17 protein-coding genes and 1 pseudogene are annotated in these 18049 nt (G+C 60.3%); 14 read left to right on the forward strand and 4 right to left on the reverse strand.

What is annotated here, in order from left to right; all coding sequences use genetic code 11:
• Nucleotides 1-34: 34 nt before the first annotated feature.
• Nucleotides 35-1472: pseudogene (locus tag EFQ99_RS13825) on the reverse strand (DUF6880 family protein).
• Between the two features lie 198 nt (nucleotides 1473-1670).
• On the opposite strand from EFQ99_RS13825, the gene EFQ99_RS13830 reads away from it, so the two are divergent.
• The gene (locus tag EFQ99_RS13830; protein WP_126921591.1) at nucleotides 1671-1925 is read left to right on the forward strand and encodes a DUF2934 domain-containing protein; all 255 of its coding nucleotides are present in this window, start codon (nucleotides 1671-1673) and stop codon (nucleotides 1923-1925) included.
• Between the two features lie 86 nt (nucleotides 1926-2011).
• Here the strand turns inward: EFQ99_RS13830 and EFQ99_RS13835 are convergent, their stop codons facing one another.
• On the reverse strand, nucleotides 2012-2581 hold the full coding sequence (locus EFQ99_RS13835) for a GNAT family N-acetyltransferase (protein WP_126921891.1): 570 nt from the start codon (nucleotides 2579-2581) through the stop codon (nucleotides 2012-2014).
• A gap of 62 nt (nucleotides 2582-2643) precedes the next feature.
• Nucleotides 2644-3288: a ThuA domain-containing protein gene (locus tag EFQ99_RS13840; RefSeq protein WP_126921592.1), complete on the reverse strand. Its 645-nt coding sequence runs from the start codon at nucleotides 3286-3288 to the stop codon at nucleotides 2644-2646.
• 232 nt (nucleotides 3289-3520) lie between these two features.
• Between EFQ99_RS13840 and galE the strand changes: the two genes are divergently transcribed.
• Both galE and EFQ99_RS13850 read left to right on the forward strand, forming a co-directional pair.
• The gene (gene galE, locus EFQ99_RS13845; RefSeq protein WP_126921593.1) at nucleotides 3521-4504 is read left to right on the forward strand and encodes a UDP-glucose 4-epimerase GalE; all 984 of its coding nucleotides are present in this window, start codon (nucleotides 3521-3523) and stop codon (nucleotides 4502-4504) included.
• Complete coding sequence (locus EFQ99_RS13850; protein ID WP_126921594.1) at nucleotides 4482-6041, forward strand: alkaline phosphatase family protein; 1560 nt, start codon at nucleotides 4482-4484, stop codon at nucleotides 6039-6041. Before galE ends, EFQ99_RS13850 begins: the two co-directional genes overlap by 23 nt.
• A gap of 111 nt (nucleotides 6042-6152) precedes the next feature.
• On the opposite strand, the gene EFQ99_RS13855 is transcribed toward EFQ99_RS13850, so the two are convergent.
• Nucleotides 6153-6650: a DUF1993 domain-containing protein gene (locus tag EFQ99_RS13855; RefSeq protein ID WP_126921595.1), complete on the reverse strand. Its 498-nt coding sequence runs from the start codon at nucleotides 6648-6650 to the stop codon at nucleotides 6153-6155.
• Between the two features lie 377 nt (nucleotides 6651-7027).
• On the opposite strand from EFQ99_RS13855, the gene EFQ99_RS13860 reads away from it, so the two are divergent.
• The 11 genes from EFQ99_RS13860 (at nucleotide 7028) to EFQ99_RS35025 (ending at nucleotide 17887) form a co-directional block, all read left to right on the forward strand.
• Complete coding sequence (locus tag EFQ99_RS13860; RefSeq protein WP_126921596.1) at nucleotides 7028-7957, forward strand: sugar ABC transporter substrate-binding protein; 930 nt, start codon at nucleotides 7028-7030, stop codon at nucleotides 7955-7957.
• Between the two features lie 69 nt (nucleotides 7958-8026).
• Nucleotides 8027-9568 carry a sugar ABC transporter ATP-binding protein gene (locus tag EFQ99_RS13865; RefSeq protein WP_126921597.1) on the forward strand — a complete coding sequence of 514 codons (1542 nt, stop codon included), beginning with the start codon at nucleotides 8027-8029 and terminating at the stop codon, nucleotides 9566-9568.
• 34 nt (nucleotides 9569-9602) lie between these two features.
• Nucleotides 9603-10628, forward strand: a complete 1026-nt coding sequence (locus EFQ99_RS13870) for an ABC transporter permease (protein WP_126921598.1) — start codon at nucleotides 9603-9605, stop codon at nucleotides 10626-10628.
• 269 nt (nucleotides 10629-10897) lie between these two features.
• On the forward strand, nucleotides 10898-11956 hold the full coding sequence (locus EFQ99_RS13875) for a dipeptidase (protein ID WP_126921599.1): 1059 nt from the start codon (nucleotides 10898-10900) through the stop codon (nucleotides 11954-11956).
• A gap of 49 nt (nucleotides 11957-12005) precedes the next feature.
• Complete coding sequence (locus EFQ99_RS13880) at nucleotides 12006-13646, forward strand: ABC transporter substrate-binding protein (RefSeq protein WP_126921600.1); 1641 nt, start codon at nucleotides 12006-12008, stop codon at nucleotides 13644-13646.
• A 22-nt stretch (nucleotides 13647-13668) separates the two neighbouring features.
• Nucleotides 13669-14736: an ABC transporter permease gene (locus EFQ99_RS13885; protein WP_126921601.1), complete on the forward strand. Its 1068-nt coding sequence runs from the start codon at nucleotides 13669-13671 to the stop codon at nucleotides 14734-14736.
• Nucleotides 14733-15668 (forward strand): ABC transporter permease, encoded by a 936-nt coding sequence (locus tag EFQ99_RS13890; RefSeq protein ID WP_126921602.1) that lies wholly within the window; start codon nucleotides 14733-14735, stop codon nucleotides 15666-15668. The genes EFQ99_RS13885 and EFQ99_RS13890 overlap by 4 nt, the downstream gene beginning before the upstream one ends.
• Nucleotides 15665-16498, forward strand: coding sequence for an ABC transporter ATP-binding protein (locus tag EFQ99_RS13895; protein WP_126921603.1), 834 nt, complete (start codon nucleotides 15665-15667; stop codon nucleotides 16496-16498). Before EFQ99_RS13890 ends, EFQ99_RS13895 begins: the two co-directional genes overlap by 4 nt.
• Entirely contained in the window at nucleotides 16495-17244 is a 750-nt protein-coding gene (locus EFQ99_RS13900; RefSeq protein ID WP_126921604.1) for an ABC transporter ATP-binding protein, read from the forward strand. The genes EFQ99_RS13895 and EFQ99_RS13900 overlap by 4 nt, the downstream gene beginning before the upstream one ends.
• A gap of 162 nt (nucleotides 17245-17406) precedes the next feature.
• On the forward strand, nucleotides 17407-17595 hold the full coding sequence (locus EFQ99_RS13905; RefSeq protein WP_126921605.1) for a hypothetical protein: 189 nt from the start codon (nucleotides 17407-17409) through the stop codon (nucleotides 17593-17595).
• A gap of 127 nt (nucleotides 17596-17722) precedes the next feature.
• Nucleotides 17723-17887, forward strand: a complete 165-nt coding sequence (locus tag EFQ99_RS35025) for a hypothetical protein (RefSeq protein WP_164736374.1) — start codon at nucleotides 17723-17725, stop codon at nucleotides 17885-17887.
• Nucleotides 17888-18049 lie beyond the last annotated feature (162 nt).

An 18049-nucleotide genomic window follows, 5' to 3' on the forward strand; every position in this document is an offset into this window, starting at 1 on the left:
CATTTATCCAATCCACCAGAGGTTTTCGGCAGCCCTAGGTCAGCACGTTCCAGAAGCCATGCTTCTTGCCGTGCCGGCGCTTCAGTTCTGCAACATAGGCGTCGTGGGATTTTACGTCGCCGAAATCGACGATATGAGGGGCAAGGGATGCGCAGTCGGCCAAATGCCTCGCCGCATGCTTGTAGCGGCTCGACCGGCCGCTATCGAGCGTGAAATCGATCATCGAGCGTAAGACAATGGTTGCTGCGAGCGGGTATTTCTCCGCCAGAGCTTCGGCCGCCGTCGTCATTATCCCATAGCGATCGCCGTCCAGTTCCGTCCTCCGCTTCATGACCAGCTTTGCCGCCTCGACTGGTGCCGGCCAATTCAGGAAAAATGCAAGTGCCTGGTGGACCTCCGGGAAATCCTGGGCATGGGCGAATGCCTTTTTCTTCGGCCTCGAGATCGTCGAAATCCGGCAGTCGCTTGAGGAAAGCCTTTAGGTGTTCGACATGCAGCGACTGCTCGAAGCACGTCCATCTATAGGCCTGCGCCTCCTCCGCGCGCCCCAGGGCCTCGATCGCAGCGACGCGTGCGAATTGCCATTCGAATGGCATGTCGGCCCAGCCTCTCATGTCAGCCGCATCCAACGTTTCAAGCGCTTCCTTCGCCCGGCCGGCCAAGACCAGACGATTGGCAATATCGGCCGCAATCGTCGGCGCCCTGAGCGTCTTTTCAGGTTGCTGGGCGATGTAGAAATCGACGTCACCCTGGGCGTCGGCAATTTCCTGTAAGGCTATGCGCACCGTCAGATCTCGTTGAGTGCCGGCGATCTCGTCCTCGTAAAGAGGGCCTCCGCTGCCCCAGGCGATGATCTCGCGTTTATCCTCCGCCGGCGTGTCTTTCGGCTCCTTGGACCATTGGACGAAGAGGGTTTTCAAGCAATCGAGACCATCCTTGCCGAGAGCCGGCGCCATCGCCACAATCAGGTTGTCATACTGGCCGTAACCATTGTCTTGCACGGCTTTGAACACCTTCTCGGCCAGGACATTGGAGGCGATCTTGGCGGACGCGGCGATTGCGGCAGCATCCTCGCAAGCCTGATGAAAAATTTGGATGAGAGAACTGCTGCTGTCGTTGGATCTCTCAAAGATCGAATTCGCCAGCGCAAGGAACTGCCATATCAGTTCGAAAGCCTCCTCGGGATCCTCGGCGGTAACCGCCTCTGCGATCGTATTGCGCTGCGTTTCGAGATCGTTCTTCAGCGCTTTTACTTTGCGCCAGTTGATGAGGGTGCGAGAGCGGGCAATGCTGGCAAGCCGCTTTCGAACCTCTCGCGCCACCTCGACGCTGCCGTGATTGCCGGCAAGCTCCATTCGGAGCCGCCGCTTGTGGGCGGCGCTGCCCGTGCTGATCTCGATCAGCAATTCCGCAAGGCGCTGGGCGCCAAGGGATTCGAGATTCTTCGCATTGAGTGTTGTCTTGGCTGCCATCGGTTGTCGCTCGTTTCCGCGACGACCCTAGCCCGAAGGCGGTGCGAGGCCAAGATACGGGAATGTGCACCAGGGATAGTCCCTCGCCGCCTGTCTATTAGCTAAAAACTAACGCTGCCTCGTAACGACTCCTAAAGCCGGTTTTGGCACCTTGGTGGCTGTCGAATACTGTTTCCAAATTTCTCGCTGGGGTTGATGATGAGTCATAATAAAGACGCCTGGGTCAGCCAGCGCGCTTATTCGTTGTGGGAATCGGAAGGCAGGCCGGAGGGGCGTGGGGAAAGCCACTGGCTGCAGGCGCTGCGGGAATTCGAGCAGCTCCAGCTGACCAAGGCCTCGCCCGATGGAAATGATCTGATCGAGAAGCTGAAGGCAGCAGGGCGGCTGATGCGGATCTATGACGAGCCGGTCCTCGAAGTCGAGAACGAGCCGCAGCGGAAGGCGGCCCTTTAAAGTAATTTCAGCAAAGGTGCTTGGCGCTTTCGTGTCCGGAATGGCACAAGAGAAAAACCACGGACCGTTTGCTGGAGCGAGAATAGTCAGCGACATGCCAGGCGGACGATCGGTCTTGCCGGCAGGCGTCTCTCCACCTCGACGAAACCGGCATCGAGAAACATCGCAAGCGTTCCCCGATAGAGCTCGGCTCCGTTCGAAGCACGGGCTGCCTGATCGACGGGATAGGCCTCGACACATTCGGCCCCATTCGCCTTTGCAAACTCAATCGCGTTTTTCAGCAGCAGGCGCGACAGGCCCTGGCGCCGGAACGGCTTGCGGACGATGAAGCAGTTGATCGACCAGACCGGCCTGTCATCGACCGGCGCAAAGGGTTTCGAGCGGCGCAGCCGGTCGAAGACTGCGCGCGGCGCCACGCCGCACCATCCTGCCGGCTCGTTCTCGTGGCAGCCAAGAATGCCGGGCGGGCGCTGCTGGGTAATGAGGCTTCGGAACCAGCTGCGGTTTCCCTCCCCCCATCCCGCCTTGTAATCGGCATTCGGAAGATACCAGTAGGCGCAGCGGCAATTGCGACCGCCGGAGCAATCGTCGAAGACTGTTTCTATATCGGCCAGACGGTCGGCTGTGGCGGGGAAGAAAGAGAAGCGGTCCTGCATGCGGGGAAGATATGGCGCGGCCGGATGATCGGCAAGCGAGTGTTCTTCCCGTGCCGCCAACTCTACTGGCGGGCGGCCCAGCCGAGGCCACGGCGCAGGATCAGCGGCATATAGGGATGGTCGAATTCTGCGGCGACATGGCCAAGGGCGGAATAGAAGATGCGACCGGCGCCGAAATGGCGCTTGAAGACGACGGGCATCACGACATTGCGCGCCGCCGGATCGTATGCGCCGGTAAAGGTCGTCGCCGCGAGGATTTCGACGCTCGGATCGTAGTGCAGGTAATATTGCTCGGAGTGATAGTCGAAGTCGGGAATACCCTCCATCACAGGGTCGTCCTGACGGGTGACGCCGACGCGGAAATCGATGATATTGCCGGGATGGGCGACCCAGGTGACGCCGGAGACGTAGCGGAAGGCGGCACTTTCCTTGAAGGAGGTGGCGAGTGCGCCGTGATGGCCGCCGAGCCCCAACCCGCCACGAACCGCCTCGACCAAGGCGCTCGCATGCGGCTTTTCGAGCGTTTCACCTGTTATGACAGGCACGAGAAGATCGGCCTTTGCGAGCTGAGGCGAGGCGAAGATGCCGAGATCACCTGTCACTTCGACGGCAAATCCGTCCTCGCGCAGGAGATCGGCGACGATGCCGGCGCATTGTTCAGGTTCATGACCCTGCCAGCCGCCCCAGACGATGATCGCCTTTTTCATCTTGTGTCCTCCGCCGAAACTATTCTTTGCCCACTAGATCAGACGATTATGCAAATCACGCGAATAATGCGTCAATGTTCGCATCAATGCTCATGGGCAGACCCTATGTCGGCTGAAAGCGATATCGGCATTTGACGTATTGTCCGTTCAGGCGGATTGCAGTTCCTTCTTTTTATTGACGTGTATCTCGTCTAGGTTCCGCCTATCTCTCATTGAATAATAAGGGTGGTGCATGGCAGGTGAAACGGTTCTTGTCGTCGGCGGCGCCGGCTATATCGGCTCGCATACGTGTCTCGACCTGGCGAACAAGGGCTATACGCCTGTCGTCTTCGACAATTTTTCGAACGGCCATCGCGAGTTCGTCAAATGGGGACCGGCCGAAGAGGGCGATATCCGTGACCGCGCCCGGCTGGATGAGGTGCTGGCCAAGCACAAGCCGTCGGCGATCCTGCATTTCGCGGCGCTGATCGAGGTCGGTGAATCGGTCAAGGACCCGATCTCCTTCTACGAGAACAATGTGATCGGCACCTTGACGCTGCTTTCGGCGGCGCAGGCAGCCGGCGTCAACGCCTTCGTCTTCTCCTCGACCTGTGCGACCTACGGCCTGCCGCAGAGCGTGCCGCTCGACGAGACGCATCGGCAGGTGCCGATCAATCCCTACGGGCGGACGAAATATATCGTCGAGCAGGCGCTTGCCGATTACGACCAGTACAGGAGCCTGCGCTCGGTGGTGCTGCGTTATTTCAATGCGGCCGGCGCCGATTTCGAGGGCCGCATCGGCGAGTGGCACCAGCCCGAAACCCATGCGATCCCGCTGGCGATCGATGCTGCGCTCGGCCGCCGCCAGGGTTTCAAGGTGTTCGGCAGCGATTATGAGACTCGCGACGGCACCTGCGTGCGCGACTATATCCATGTGCTCGATCTCGCCGATGCGCATGTGCGCGCGGTCGAATATCTCTTGAAGGGCGGCGAGTCCGTCGCGCTCAACCTTGGCACCGGCACCGGCACGACCGTCAAGGAGTTGCTCGGCGCGATCGAGGACGTGTCGAACAGGCCTTTCCCGGTCGAATATATCGGCCGCCGTGAAGGCGATTCGCACACGCTGGTCGCCAATAACGACAAGGCGCGCGACGTGCTCGGCTGGGTGCCGCAATATGATCTCTCGCAGATCATACAGTCGGCCTGGAACTGGCATGCAAAATCCAACCAGCATTGAGCCAACCAGTATTAAGAAAGCCCGTCGGCCGAATGTCCTGCTGATAACGGCCGACCAGTGGCGCGGCGATTGCCTGTCGGCCGTCGGTCATGCTTGCGTGAAAACGCCTGGTGTCGATGCACTGGCGCGCGAAGGCACGCTCTTCCGGCGCCATTATGCCGGGGCCGCCCCCTGCTCGCCGGCGCGGGCGACGCTTTATACCGGCCTCTACCAGATGAACCACCGCGTCTGCCGCAACGGTTCGCCGCTCGATGCCCGTTTCGACAATCTGGCGCTGGCGGCTCGGCGGGCCGGATATGATCCGACGCTGTTCGGCTATACCGACACGGCGCCCGATCCGCGGAGCATGGACGCTGGCGATCCTCACCTGACGACCTATGAAGGTGTGCTGCCGGGCTTCACGGCCCGCCAGCTTCTGCCGGAGCATGAGAGACAGTGGCTCTCCTGGCTGAGGTCCCGCGGCCATGCAAATGCCGTCAGCCGGGACATACACATTCCCGTCGGCGCGGAGCCGGGAGAAATTTCCAATGCGGCGCCGGCCTATTCCCGCGACGAGACGCAGACGGCCTTCCTGGCCGGCGAGTTCATCCGCTGGGTGGGCGAGCAGGACAGGCCGTGGTTTGCGCATGTCTCTTTTCTGCGCCCGCATCCGCCGTTCTCAGTGCCGGGGCCGTTCAACCGGATGTTCAGCCCCGGTGACGGACCGGCTTTTGCGCGTGCGGAAAACCGCAAAGCGGAAGAGGACAGTCACCCCTATCTCGCTTTTGCCATGCCACGCACTGACAAGGGCAGCTTCATCCACGGCGCGGACGGGCCGCTCAGCGGCTGGAACGGCGCGGATTTCGCCGCGATCCGGGCGATCTATTATGGCATGATATCCGAGGTCGATGCGCAGCTCGGCCGCATCTGGCAGGCCCTGAAAGACGCGGGCGCCTGGGAAAATACGCTTGTTATCTTCACCTCAGACCATGCCGAGATGATGGGCGACCACTGGACGCTCGGCAAGGGCGGCTTCTTCGACGGCAGTTACCATATTCCGCTTGTCATTCGCGATCCCGCAAGCGGTGCACAGGGTGGGGTCGTCGACGATTTCACCAGCGCTGCGGACATTTTTCCCACCCTTTGCCAAAGGCTCGGCATCGAAGCGAAGAACGGGCTCGACGGCCGGTCGCTCATGCCGTTTATCGACGGCGGGAGCGGGCAGGGCTGGCGGGATGCGGCATTCTGGGAATTCGATTTCCGTGATATCGCCGGCGGCGAGGCGGAGCGGCATTTCGGACTGCGGTCCAACGAGTGCAATCTCGCGGTGATCCGCGATGCGCGGTTCAAATATGTGCATTTTACCGGGCTGCTGCCACTGCTCTTCAATCTCCGCGACGATCCGATGGAACTCGACAATGTCGCGGCTGATCCCGCCTATGCGGCGGTACGGCTCGAATATGCCGAAAGGCTGCTTTCGCTGAGAGCGCGGCATCTGGACCAGACGCTCGCCTATACCGAACTGACGGAAAAAGGGCCGGTCACGCGCCGGCCCTGATCTCTCTAAAGCGCGTCGCGATCTTTCAGATTCGCTTGGGCCGCGCTTTAGATCCTTGATATCTCGCATGTCGTGGTCGCAAAACCGCGACACACTTTTGCGCGACATGCTTTAGCCGAGATAATCGCGCTTGCCGATCGGCGCACCCTGGCTGCGCAGGATGGCATGGGCCGTCGCGACGTGGAAATAGAAGTTCGGCAGCGCGAAGGTGGCGACATATTCGGCGCCAGGCAGCACAATGCCGCTCTTGCCCGGCAGGGTGATCTCACGGCTTTCCGTGCCTTCCAGCGTTTCGGCCGAGAAGCCGGCGAGATAGGCGTCGGTCTTTGCCAGGCGTTCGCGCAGTTCGTCGAAGGTCTTCTCGTTGTCCTCGAACTTCGGGGCTTCGGTCGCGGTCAGCCGGGCGAGCGCGAATTTGGCGCTGTCGCTGGCGCGCTGATACTGGCCGGAAAGCGGCAGCATGTCGGGCGCAAGACGGGAGGAGAGCAAAATGACGGGATCGAAGTTCTTTTCCTTCGCATAGGCTTCGGCCTTGTCGAGATAGGTTTTCAGGCTGGCAAGGCCGCGCTGGAACATGGGAACGGTAAGGCGATACATCGAAATGGACATCTGTCCTGTCTCCAAAATCTTCAAATGATCCGGCCGCGGTGAGAGGGCGAAGGCGACCGCGGCCATGAGCCTGCCTTCGGCCCTCCCATAGATGGAAGCTCCCTTTACTTTTCACAATGCGGAAATGCGAGACGCCGGTCGCAAAGCCTCGCCATTTGCGCCCGTATCTCTGTCTCTATGCCGCTAAAGAGGCTTGACGCCGTTCCCAGAAAATGGAATGAATATTCCGCAAAGCAAATTCTACGGTTTGTTTGTTCCGTTTTACGGAGTGCCGCGGGAGAGGTGGCGCATGCAGGGGATTGCGGCTTCAGGGCAAATTGCCTGGGGCTCCGGCGTGAGGAGGGTGCAGCCGGGCACCGCTTTGTGGAGGAAGTGAAATGAAAAAGTTTATCCTGGGCACTGCGATGGCGCTCGTCATGTCGGCAGCGGCCCACGCGGAAACGGTTGGCGTCTCGATGGCGAAGTTCGACGACAACTTCCTGACCGTTCTTCGCAACGGCATGACCGATTATGCAAAGACGCTTAATGGAGTCACGCTGCAGGTCGAAGACGCGCAGAACGACGTTTCCAAGCAGCAGAGCCAGATCCAGAACTTCATCGCCTCCAAGGTCGATGCGATCATCGTCAATCCTGTCGATACCGATGCGACCACGGCGATGTCGAAGCTCGCCGCTGACGCCGGGATCCCGCTGGTTTACGTCAACCGCCAGCCTGTCAACGTCGACACGCTGCCGGAAAAGCAGGCCTTCGTTGCTTCCAACGAGCAGGAATCCGGCACGCTGGAAACCAAGGAAATCTGCCGCATTCTCGGCGGCAAGGGCAAGGCCGTCGTCATCATGGGCGAGCTTTCCAACCAAGCTGCGCGCATGCGCACCCAGGACGTTCATGACGTCATCAAGACGGATGAATGCAAGGGCCTGGAAATCGTCGAAGAGCAGACCGCCAACTGGGATCGTACCCAGGGCGCCGACCTGATGACCAACTGGCTCTCCAGCGGCATCGAATTCGACGCCGTGATCTCCAACAATGACGAAATGGCGATCGGCGCCATCCAGGCGCTGAAGGCGGCTGGCAAGGACATGACCAAGGTCGTCATCGGCGGCGTCGACGCCACGCAAGACGCGCTTGCCGCCATGCAGGCTGGTGATCTCGACGTCACCGTTTTCCAGGATGCCGCCGGCCAGGGCAAGGGCGCACTCGATGCGGCGCTCAAGATTGCCAAGGGCGAAAAGATCGACAAGAAGGTCTACATTCCCTTCCAGCTGGTCACGCCTGCCAACGTCAAGGACTTCGTCACGAAGAACTGAGGCGAACGCCAAGCGGGATGCGGGCTTTGCCCGCATCCTTTCCGCCTGTCCGTATCCGGAGGAGATGATATGGCCGTCAGCCCGACAACCATGGCCGCGGTGCGCGCGAGCGGCGCAGTTCCGAACGCGGAATATCTGCTGAGCGCCGAGGGCGTTCGCAAGGAATTTCCAGGTGTCGTCGCGCTCGATGACGTACAGTTCCGGCTGAAGCGCGCCTCCGTGCATGCGCTGATGGGCGAAAACGGCGCCGGGAAATCGACGCTGATGAAGATCCTCGCCGGTATCTACACGCCTGATAAGGGCGATATCCGCCTGAAGGGCGTCGACATCCGGTTGAAATCTCCGCTCGATGCCTTGGAAAACGGCATCGCCATGATCCATCAGGAACTGAACCTGATGCCGTTCATGACGGTTGCGGAAAACATCTGGATTCGCCGCGAGCCCAAGAACCGCTTCGGTTTCGTCGATCACGGCGTCATGCATCGGATGACCGAGGAGCTGTTTGCCCGGCTCAATATCGCGCTCGATCCCGATATCGAGGTCCGCTATCTCTCCGTCGCCAACCGGCAGATGGTCGAGATCGCCAAGGCGGTTTCCTACAATTCCGACGTCCTCATCATGGATGAGCCGACTTCCGCGCTGACTGAGCGCGAAGTCGAGCATCTTTTCCGCATCATCCGGGATCTCAGAGCCCAGGGCATCGGCATCGTCTACATCACCCACAAGATGAACGAGCTCTTCGAGATCGCCGACGAATTCTCCGTCTTCCGCGACGGCCGCTATATCGGCACGCATGCCTCGACCGAGGTCACCCGCGATGACATCATCCGCATGATGGTCGGGCGCGAGATCACCCAGATGTTCCCCAAGGAAGAGGTGCCGATCGGCGAGGTCGTGCTCTCAGTCAAGGACCTCTGTCTCAATGGGGTCTTCCGCGACGTCTCCTTCGAGGTGAGAGCCGGCGAAATTCTCGGTGTGGCCGGCCTCGTCGGCTCCGGCCGTTCGAACGTCGCCGAAACGCTTTTCGGGGTAACGCCGGCGAGTTCCGGCTCGGTCGAACTCTTCGGCAAGCCAGTGACGATTTCCTCGCCGACCGAAGCCATCCGTCACCAGATGGCGTTCCTGACCGAGGACCGGAAAGACACCGGTTGTCTGCTGATCCTCGATATTCTGGAGAACATGCAGATTGCTGTCCTGCAGGACAGGTATGTCAAGGGTGGCTTCGTGCAGCAGGGTGCGATCGAGGCGACCTGCGAAGACATGGCGAAAAGGCTGCGCGTGAAGACGCCCAATCTTTACGAGCGCGTCGAGAATCTTTCCGGCGGCAATCAACAGAAAGTGCTGATCGGGCGCTGGCTGCTCACCAATCCGAAAATCCTGATCCTCGACGAGCCGACGCGCGGCATCGACGTCGGCGCCAAGGCGGAAATTCACCGGCTGGTCACCGAAATGGCGCGGAACGGCGTGGCGGTCATCATGATCTCGTCCGAAATGCCCGAGGTGCTCGGGATGAGCGACCGTATCATGGTCATGCACGAGGGACGCGTGACCGGTTTCCTCAATCGCGATGAAGCAACGCAGATCAAGGTGATGGAACTGGCTGCGCAGTGATGCGCCGCCTGCGATCGCCCAAGGGAGGTTTGACATGAATACCAAGGCAGCAGAGAGCACGGCTCCGCTCGCAACTCGGCCGAGACGGCGGCGCATGCCGCCGGAACTCAGCATCTTCCTCGTGCTCGTCGGCATCGCGCTCATCTATGAAGTGCTCGGCTGGATGTTCATCGGCCAGAGCTTCCTTCTGAACTCACAGCGCCTGACGATCATGATCCTGCAGGTCTCCGTCATCGGCATCATCGCCGTCGGCGTGACGCAAGTCATCATCACCGGGGGCATCGATCTTTCCTCTGGCTCGGTCGTCGGCATGACGGCGATGATCGCAACGAGCTTCGCCCAGTCCTCCACCTGGGGCCGGGCCGTCTTTCCCTCGCTGACCGACTTGCCGGCTCTCGTGCCGATCATGGTCGGCCTGCTGATCGGGGCGGCCGCCGGTCTCATAAACGGCACGCTCATCGCCTATACGAAGATCCCGCCGTTCATTGCGACGCTCGGCATGTTCGTTTCGGCCAGAGGTGTCGCCAAGTGGTACACCAAGGGACAGCCGGTTTCCGGCATCACCGAACAGTTTCATTTCATCGGAACGAAGGCGTGGCCGGTCGTGGTTTTCCTGGTCGTCGCGCTGATCTTTCACATTGCGCTGCGTTACACCCGATATGGAAAGTTCACCTACGCCATCGGTGCGAACCCGCAGGCAGCGCGTGTGTCCGGCATCAATATCGAGGCGCATCTCGTCAAGGTCTATGTGATTGCGGGATTGTTGGCAGGCCTTGCCGGTATCGTTACGGCGGCGCGCGCGGAAACCGCGCAGGCAAGCATGGGTGTCGGATATGAACTCGACGCGATCGCCGCGACCGTCATCGGCGGCACCTCGCTTACCGGCGGCGTCGGCCGCATCACCGGCACCGTCATCGGCACCATCATCCTCGGCGTCATGACCTCGGGCTTCACATTTCTCAGGATCGACGCCTACTACCAGGAGATCGTCAAGGGCGTCATCATCGTCGCGGCTGTCGTCATCGACGTCTACAGGCAGAAGAAGCGCCGCAAGCACTGATATCAGGCGGCAAGATCCGATGGTTTTTGCGGGGGCTTCGGCCCCCGTTTCGATTCTGGCGAAGCTCCGGACGTCGATAAAGAATTTCTGAAAAAAGGGGTGGCGAATTCCGTCAGCTTTTCTATTCTGGCCGCTTCATTCGCCCTCTACAGCGCCGCGCGTCTGAAAGGATGCGCAAAGGACGCTGTAGCACTTTGAATGCTGCATAATTTTATTCTTAAATCGATTCCGATTTAAGGAATTATGCAGTGGGCAGCGCAGGAAGACAGATGCAATTCGTATTTGACGGTCACAACGACGTTCTCCTTCGACTCTGGACACATGCAAAGGACGGCAGCGATCCGATCGCCGAATTCGCAGGCGGTACGACGGTCGGCCATATCGATGCCCGTCGGGCCAGGGAGGGCGGCCTTTCGGGCGGCCTCTGCGCCATCTATATTCCCTCCGGCGATCTCGTCTTTGCCGATCCTGATGCCGATGGTCGCTATATCACGCCGATGGCTGCCCCTCTCGATCCGCTGCCTTCCCTTGCCATCGCCAATGAGATGGCGGCGATCGCGCTGCGACTCGACCAGGCGGGCGCCTGGCGGCTCTGCCGGACGGTGAAGGACATCCGCAGCGCCATGGCGGACGACATTTTCGCCGCCGTCATGCATATGGAAGGCTGCGAGGCGATCGGCGCCGATCTGTCGGCGCTCGAGGTGTTCTATGCGGCCGGGCTGCGGTCGCTCGGGCCGGTCTGGAGCCGGCACAATGTCTTCGGTTACGGCGTGCCTTTCGCCTTCCCCATGTCGCCGGATACCGCACCCGGTCTCACCGAGGCCGGTTTCGCGCTGGTAAGGGAATGCAACCGCCTCGGCATCCTGATCGATCTTGCCCATATCACCGAGAAGGGGTTCTGGGATGTGGCGAAGACAACGGACCAGCCGCTGGTCGCAAGCCACTCCAACGCCCATGCGCTGACCCCGGTCGCGCGCAACCTGACGGACAAGCAGCTCGATGCGATCCGCGAAAGCCGCGGGCTCGTCGGCATCAACTATGCCACCGCCATGCTGCGCCCCGACGGACGCTCGGACAGCGATACGCCGCTTGCCGACATGATCCGCCACATCGACTATCTCGTGAACCGCATCGGCATCGACTGCGTGGCGCTCGGATCGGATTTCGACGGCGCCACCATTCCCGAGGAAATCGGCGACGCTTCCGGCAATCAGAAGCTGATTGCCGCTCTCAGGGAGGTTGGCTATGCTGACGCCGACCTCGCAAAACTTGCCCGTGAAAACTGGCTTCGCATTCTGGCCCAAGCTTGGCGGGAGGACCGCGCCTAAGCCTTTCTATCCGATCAAAACAGGCCAATCAAAAACAGGGGAACAGACTATGATGATCACCAAACTCAGCCGCAATTTCCGGGTGCTTTCCGCCGGAGCTGCTCTTTCGCTCCTGATGATGGCGGCGCCAGCCGCCTTTGCCGAGACGCCCAAGGATACGCTGGTCGAGGGTTTTGCCATCGACGATATCATCACGATGGATCCGGGCGAGGCTTTCGAGCTTTCGACCGCCGAAATCACCAGCAACAGCTACAGCCTGCTCGTTCGTCTCGACATCAACGATACATCAAAGGTGAAGGGCGATCTCGCCGAGAGCTGGACCGTTTCCGATGACGGTCTGACCTATACGTTCAAGTTGAAATCAGGCCTGAAATTCGCCTCCGGAAACCCGGTCACGGCCGAAGATGTCGCCTGGTCGTTCGAGCGCGCCGTCAAGCTCGACAAGAGCCCGGCCTTCATCCTCACCCAGTTCGGCCTGACCGGTGACAACATTGCCGAAAAGGCCAAGGCGGCCGATGCCAACACCTTCGTCTTCACGGTCGACAAGGCCTATGCGCCGAGCTTCGTGCTGAACTGCCTCACGGCAACCGTCGCTTCCGTCGTCGACAAGAAGCTGGTGCTGGAGCATGTGAAGGCGGTGACGCCGGATGCCGAGCACAAATACGACAATGATTTCGGCAATGAATGGCTGAAGACCGGCTATGCCGGTTCCGGCGCCTTCAAGCTGCGCGAATGGCGGGCCAACGAAGTCGTCGTCCTGGAACGCAACGACAATTATTACGGCGACAAGCCGAAGCTCAACCGCGTGATCTACCGCTACATGAAGGAAAGCTCGGCGCAGCGGCTGGCGCTCGAAGCCGGTGATATCGACATCGCCCGCAACCTGGAGCCGGGCGACATCGACGCCGTTTCCAAGAATGCCGATCTGGCGACGACAAGCGCGCCGAAGGGCACGATCTACTACGTCAGCCTGAACAACAAGAACGAGAACTTGAAGAAGCCTGAGGTCCAGGAAGCCTTCAAGTACCTGGTCGATTACGATGCGATCGGCGCGACCCTGATCAAGGGAATCGGCGAAATCCACCAGACCTTCCTGCCGAAGGGCCAGCTCGGCGCGCTCGACGAAAATCCCTACAAGCTCGATGTCGCCAAGGCCAAGGAACTGCTCGCCAAGGCGGGCGTGCCCGATGGTTTCTCGATCACGATGGATGTGCGCAACACGCAGCCGGTGACAGGTATCGCCGAATCCATGCAACAGACGCTGGCGCAGGCCGGCGTGAAGATGGAAATCATTCCGGGCGACGGCAAGCAGACGCTGACCAAGTACCGCGCCCGCACCCACGACATGTATATCGGCCAGTGGGGCTCGGACTATTTCGACCCGAATTCCAACGCCGATACTTTTACCGGCAATCCCGACAATTCCGATGCCGGCACGGTGAAGACGCTCGCATGGCGCAACACCTGGGAAGCGCCTGATCTCGACAAGCAGGCCAAGGCCGCGCTTCTCGAACGCGACGCCGGCAAGCGCGCCGCCATGTACCAGGATATCCAGAAGAAGTATCTGGCAAACAGCCCCTTCGTCTTCATTTTCCAGCAGACCGAGGTAGCCGGCTACCGCAAGAACGTAACTGACTTCAAGCTGGGCCCGAGCTTTGATACCAATTTCGTCGGTCCGATAGCCAAGTAATAATCCGGCAGGATTGAACGGCTTGAGCTCCCTGGAAACAACACAGGAGGCGCGGCCCCGAAAGGGCCGTGCCGGCGCCTTCGCAAAGGCGCTGGGGCGGTTCGTGTTTGCCGCCATCACCACCTATTTCGGTCTGTTGGCCGTTACCTTCTTCATCGGCCGCGTCGTGCCGATCGATCCCGTGCTCGCCATTCTCGGCGATCGCGCGCCAGCTCATGTCGTCGAGCGCGTGCGGCGCGAGATGGGCTTCGACCTGCCGCTCTATGAGCAGTTCTATATCTATATCAAAGGTATCCTGTCCGGCGATTTCGGCAATTCGGTGCTGACGACCAATCCTGTAATGGTCGATATCCGCCGTGCATTCCCGGCAACGGTCGAGCTTGCGACGCTCGGAACGCTCATCGGCGCCTGCGTCGGCGTGCCGCTCGGCGTTCTTGCCGCGGTGCGCCGCGGCAGCATCGCCGACCAGGTCGTGCGCGTCATCGGCCTCATCGGTTATTCGGTGCCGATCTTCTGGCTGGCGCTGATCTCGCTCGTCATCTTCTATGCGCAGCTGCGCTGGGTGGCCTTTCCCGGCCGCATCGACATCGTCTTCGAATATACGTTCACGCCGATCACCGGCTTCTATCTGCTTGATAGCGCCTGGCAGGGGCAATGGGATGTCTTCTACGACGTCTTCCGCCACATCATCCTGCCGGCATCCTTGCTCGGCTATTTCTCGCTTGCCTATATCAGCCGGATGACGCGCAGCTTCATGCTGAACGAGCTTTCCCAGGAATATATCGTTGCCGCACGCGCCAAGGGGCTTTCGGAAACGCGGGTGATCTGGGGCCATGCGCTGCGCAATGCCGCCGTGCCGCTCGTCACCGTCATCGCGCTTTCCTATGCCGGCCTGCTTGAAGGATCGGTGCTGACCGAGACCGTGTTTTCCTGGCCGGGCATCGGGCTCTACATCACCAATTCGCTGCAGAATGCCGACATGAACGCCGTGCTCGGCGGCACGATCGTTATCGGCACTGTATTCATCGGCATCAACCTTCTGTCCGATCTTCTTTACCGGACACTCGACCCGAGGACGCGAAACGGATGACGGCCCCTGCCAGCCCATCTCCTGCGATGAGCCGCCGCGAATGGCTGCTTTCCGACCGGCCGCAATCGCGCATGCAGGCTCGCCTCGGCCGCGCCTATGTCACCTGGCGACAGTTCACGGCAAACAGGCTCGCCGTTGTCGGTCTGCTGGTCATCCTCGCGCTGCTTTTCATCGCCGCTTTCGCCGACCTGCTCGCCACGCACAATCCCGTCGTCGGCGATCTCCGCAATGCCCGCCTGCTGCCGCCGGGAACGGACGGCTTCCTGCTCGGCACGGACGATCAGGGCCGCGACATCTATTCGCGGCTGATATACGGGTCGCGACTGACTCTGCTCGTCGTCGGGCTTGTTGCCATCATCTCCGCGCCAATCGGGCTGATCGTCGGCACGGTATCGGGTTATGCCGGCGGCTGGGTGGATGCGACGCTGATGCGCATCACCGATATCTTCCTTGCCTTTCCGAAGCTGGTGCTGGCGCTTGCCTTCGTCGCTGCCCTCGGCCCCGGTATCCAGAATGCGATCATCGCCATCGCCATCACATCCTGGCCGCCCTATGCCCGCATCGCGCGTGCTGAAACGCTGACGGTCAGGCGTTCCGACTATATCTCGGCGGTGAAGCTGATGGGCGCCTCGCCGCTGCGCATCATCGTGCGCCACGTCATGCCGCTCTGCATTTCCTCGCTGATCGTGCGGGTGACGCTCGACATGGCGGGCATCATCCTGACGGCGGCCGGTCTCGGTTTCCTCGGCCTCGGCGCGCAGCCGCCGCTGCCGGAATGGGGCGCAATGATCGCTTCGGGCCGGCGCTTCATTCTCGATCAATGGTGGGTCGCGGCGATGCCTGGTATTGCCATTCTCATCGTCAGCCTCGGCTTCAATCTGCTCGGCGACGGCCTGCGCGACGCGCTCGACCCGAAGGAGAGCGGCCAATGACGACACTTCTGACGGTCGATAATCTCAAGGTCAGTTATCCCACGCGCACCGGCGTGATCGAAGCCGTGCGCGGCGTTTCCTTCACGCTCGGCAGGGAAAGGCTCGGCATCGTCGGCGAATCCGGTTCCGGCAAGTCGCAAACCGGCCGGGCCATCATGGGGCTGACGCCGAAACACGGCATCGTCACGGCCGACAGGCTCGATTTCAGCGGCATCGACCTCATCAAGGCTTCTGCCGGGCAAAGGCGCAGCCTGCGCGGCAAGCGTATCGCCATGATCCTGCAGGATCCGAAATATTCGCTCGACCCGGTCATGACGATCGGGCGGCAGATCTGCGAAACGCTGCGCACGCATGAGAAGGTCGGCAAGGCGGAGGCGCGCGATCGAGCGCTCGCTATGCTGGAAGCGGTGCAGATCCGCGACCCGAAACGGGTGTTCGACCTGCATCCGCATGAGGTCTCAGGCGGCATGGGGCAGCGCGCGATGATCGCCATGATGTTGATTGCCGGGCCTGAACTGCTGATCGCCGACGAGCCGACCTCGGCGCTCGACGTGACGGTACAGCTCGATGTGCTGAGGATCATGGACAGGCTGGTGTCCGAGCGCGGCATGGGGCTGATCTTCGTCTCTCACGATCTGAGGCTGGTCTCCTCCTTCTGCGACCGCGTCATCGTCATGTATGCCGGAAAGATCGTCGAAGAGCTCGCGGCCGCCGATCTCAAACATGCGAAGCATCCCTATACGCAGGGGCTGCTCAACTGCATGCCCGAGATCGGCGTAAACCGCCATCCACTGCCGGTGCTCGACCGCAGGCCGGAGTGGGCGGCATGAACGCAGCTCTCGCGATCGATAATCTCAGCGTCGTCTACGATCAGTTTTATGCGCTGAAGGATGTCGGCATTACCGTTGAGCGAGGCGAATCCTTCGGCCTCGTCGGCGAGTCAGGCTCGGGCAAATCGACCTTGCTGCGCGCCGTTGCCGGGCTTGCACCGGTAAGCGGCGGAACGATCGATATCGATGGCGAAGCGCTGAAAGGTTCGAAACGCAGCAAAGCCTTCTACCGGCGCGTGCAGATGGTCTTCCAGGACCCCTACGGTTCGCTGCATCCGCGTCAGACGATCGACCGGCTCCTGCTTGAACCGCTTGCCATTCATGGCATCGGCGACAGCGACAGGCGCATCGCGCGCGCCCTTGACGAGGTGGGCCTCGGCAACGGTTTCCGTTTCCGCTACCCGCACCAGCTTTCTGGCGGCCAGCGGCAGCGCGTGGCGATCGCAAGGGCGCTGATCGTCGAACCGTCAATTCTCTTGCTCGATGAGCCGACATCGGCGCTCGACGCCTCGGTGCAGGCAGAGGTGTTGAACCTGCTCGAGCAGATCCGGCGCGACCGCAAGCTCACCTTCGTGATGGTGAGCCACGATCTCGGCGTCATCACCCATATGTGCGACAGGCTCGCCGTGATGCGCAACGGCGCCGTGGTCGAGCGTTTGAGCTCGGAGGAGCTGGCGAAAGGCGTGGTCCAGGTGGACTATACGAGAAATTTGATGATCGCGAGCAAGGGTTTCGTCAAAGCCTGAAAGGCAATCTTTTCAAACTCTTGAAAAGAAAAGACCAGCGTCGGCGTTAAGGATAACGTTTTCCTAAAAGACGACCAATCGACTAGACTATTGACAGTTGCCCCAGTTCTGTCATGATCCCGTTAACGACTGTTAGCTTTCGTGATCGATGGAGGTTGAGGCATGTTCTTTCTCGGTGGGATGACCATGGGTTACCTCGATCCTCCCGTCAAAGCCGAGTGCAGGGAACAGATTTCAGTATCCCTTCCTGCGGAAAAGGATCGCCGGTTGATCGACACGCCTGCCAATCCACCCCAGAACGAGAATGTCGTCGAACGCTCGTTGATCTGGGCATGGCGCACGCTCTGCTAAAGGGCTGGTTGAATTTTCTCTTCCGTTCGCTCTAGACGGAAATTTATCTCTACCTACTTGATAGAGAAAATAAGAATATAAGCGCGAGCCGCACAACCGGCCGCAACGAGAACAACGGAGGCGACATATGGCAGATCTGGGTATTTCGCATACTCACGTGAACCACTATGGTTCCGCAGCGAGCAAGAAGCCACTCACGACGCGCCACAAGTTTCAGGCGGCGCTGCATGGAGCGATCTTCACCGCAGCGTTCCTGTTCGTCGTGGCCATGGTTTGCGGCGTCGTCGGTTGATCCGACGGATGATAAGCTTCGGCGAGTGCCGGGGCTGTAGCGGTTTTCGCTCTACCGAATTTCGGAACATTTAATCTGCTTCGTCATTCTCCTGACAATCGAATGTCAAAAGGAGAATGGTCATGAGAGGCATTTTATTGTGGTTGATTGGTATTCCTATCC

This window comes from Rhizobium vallis (assembly GCF_003985155.1).
Taxonomy (GTDB): domain Bacteria; phylum Pseudomonadota; class Alphaproteobacteria; order Rhizobiales; family Rhizobiaceae; genus Rhizobium; species Rhizobium vallis.

Bases quoted from the DNA above. Each gene is read 5' to 3' on its own strand.
- EFQ99_RS13830 (WP_126921591.1), top strand. From the start codon at position 1,671: ATGAGTCATAATAAAGACGCCTGGGTCAGCCAGCGCGCTTATTCGTTG.
- EFQ99_RS13835 (WP_126921891.1), bottom strand. From the start codon at position 2,581: ATGCAGGACCGCTTCTCTTTCTTCCCCGCCACAGCCGACCGTCTGGCC.
- EFQ99_RS13840 (WP_126921592.1), bottom strand. From the start codon at position 3,288: ATGAAAAAGGCGATCATCGTCTGGGGCGGCTGGCAGGGTCATGAACCT.
- galE (WP_126921593.1), top strand. From the start codon at position 3,521: ATGGCAGGTGAAACGGTTCTTGTCGTCGGCGGCGCCGGCTATATCGGC.
- EFQ99_RS13850 (WP_126921594.1), top strand. From the start codon at position 4,482: ATGCAAAATCCAACCAGCATTGAGCCAACCAGTATTAAGAAAGCCCGT.
- EFQ99_RS13855 (WP_126921595.1), bottom strand. From the start codon at position 6,650: ATGTCCATTTCGATGTATCGCCTTACCGTTCCCATGTTCCAGCGCGGC.
- EFQ99_RS13860 (WP_126921596.1), top strand. From the start codon at position 7,028: ATGAAAAAGTTTATCCTGGGCACTGCGATGGCGCTCGTCATGTCGGCA.
- EFQ99_RS13865 (WP_126921597.1), top strand. From the start codon at position 8,027: ATGGCCGTCAGCCCGACAACCATGGCCGCGGTGCGCGCGAGCGGCGCA.
- EFQ99_RS13870 (WP_126921598.1), top strand. From the start codon at position 9,603: ATGAATACCAAGGCAGCAGAGAGCACGGCTCCGCTCGCAACTCGGCCG.
- EFQ99_RS13875 (WP_126921599.1), top strand. From the start codon at position 10,898: ATGCAATTCGTATTTGACGGTCACAACGACGTTCTCCTTCGACTCTGG.
- EFQ99_RS13880 (WP_126921600.1), top strand. From the start codon at position 12,006: ATGATGATCACCAAACTCAGCCGCAATTTCCGGGTGCTTTCCGCCGGA.
- EFQ99_RS13890 (WP_126921602.1), top strand. From the start codon at position 14,733: ATGACGGCCCCTGCCAGCCCATCTCCTGCGATGAGCCGCCGCGAATGG.
- EFQ99_RS13895 (WP_126921603.1), top strand. From the start codon at position 15,665: ATGACGACACTTCTGACGGTCGATAATCTCAAGGTCAGTTATCCCACG.
- EFQ99_RS13900 (WP_126921604.1), top strand. From the start codon at position 16,495: ATGAACGCAGCTCTCGCGATCGATAATCTCAGCGTCGTCTACGATCAG.
- EFQ99_RS13905 (WP_126921605.1), top strand. From the start codon at position 17,407: ATGTTCTTTCTCGGTGGGATGACCATGGGTTACCTCGATCCTCCCGTC.
- EFQ99_RS35025 (WP_164736374.1), top strand. From the start codon at position 17,723: ATGGCAGATCTGGGTATTTCGCATACTCACGTGAACCACTATGGTTCC.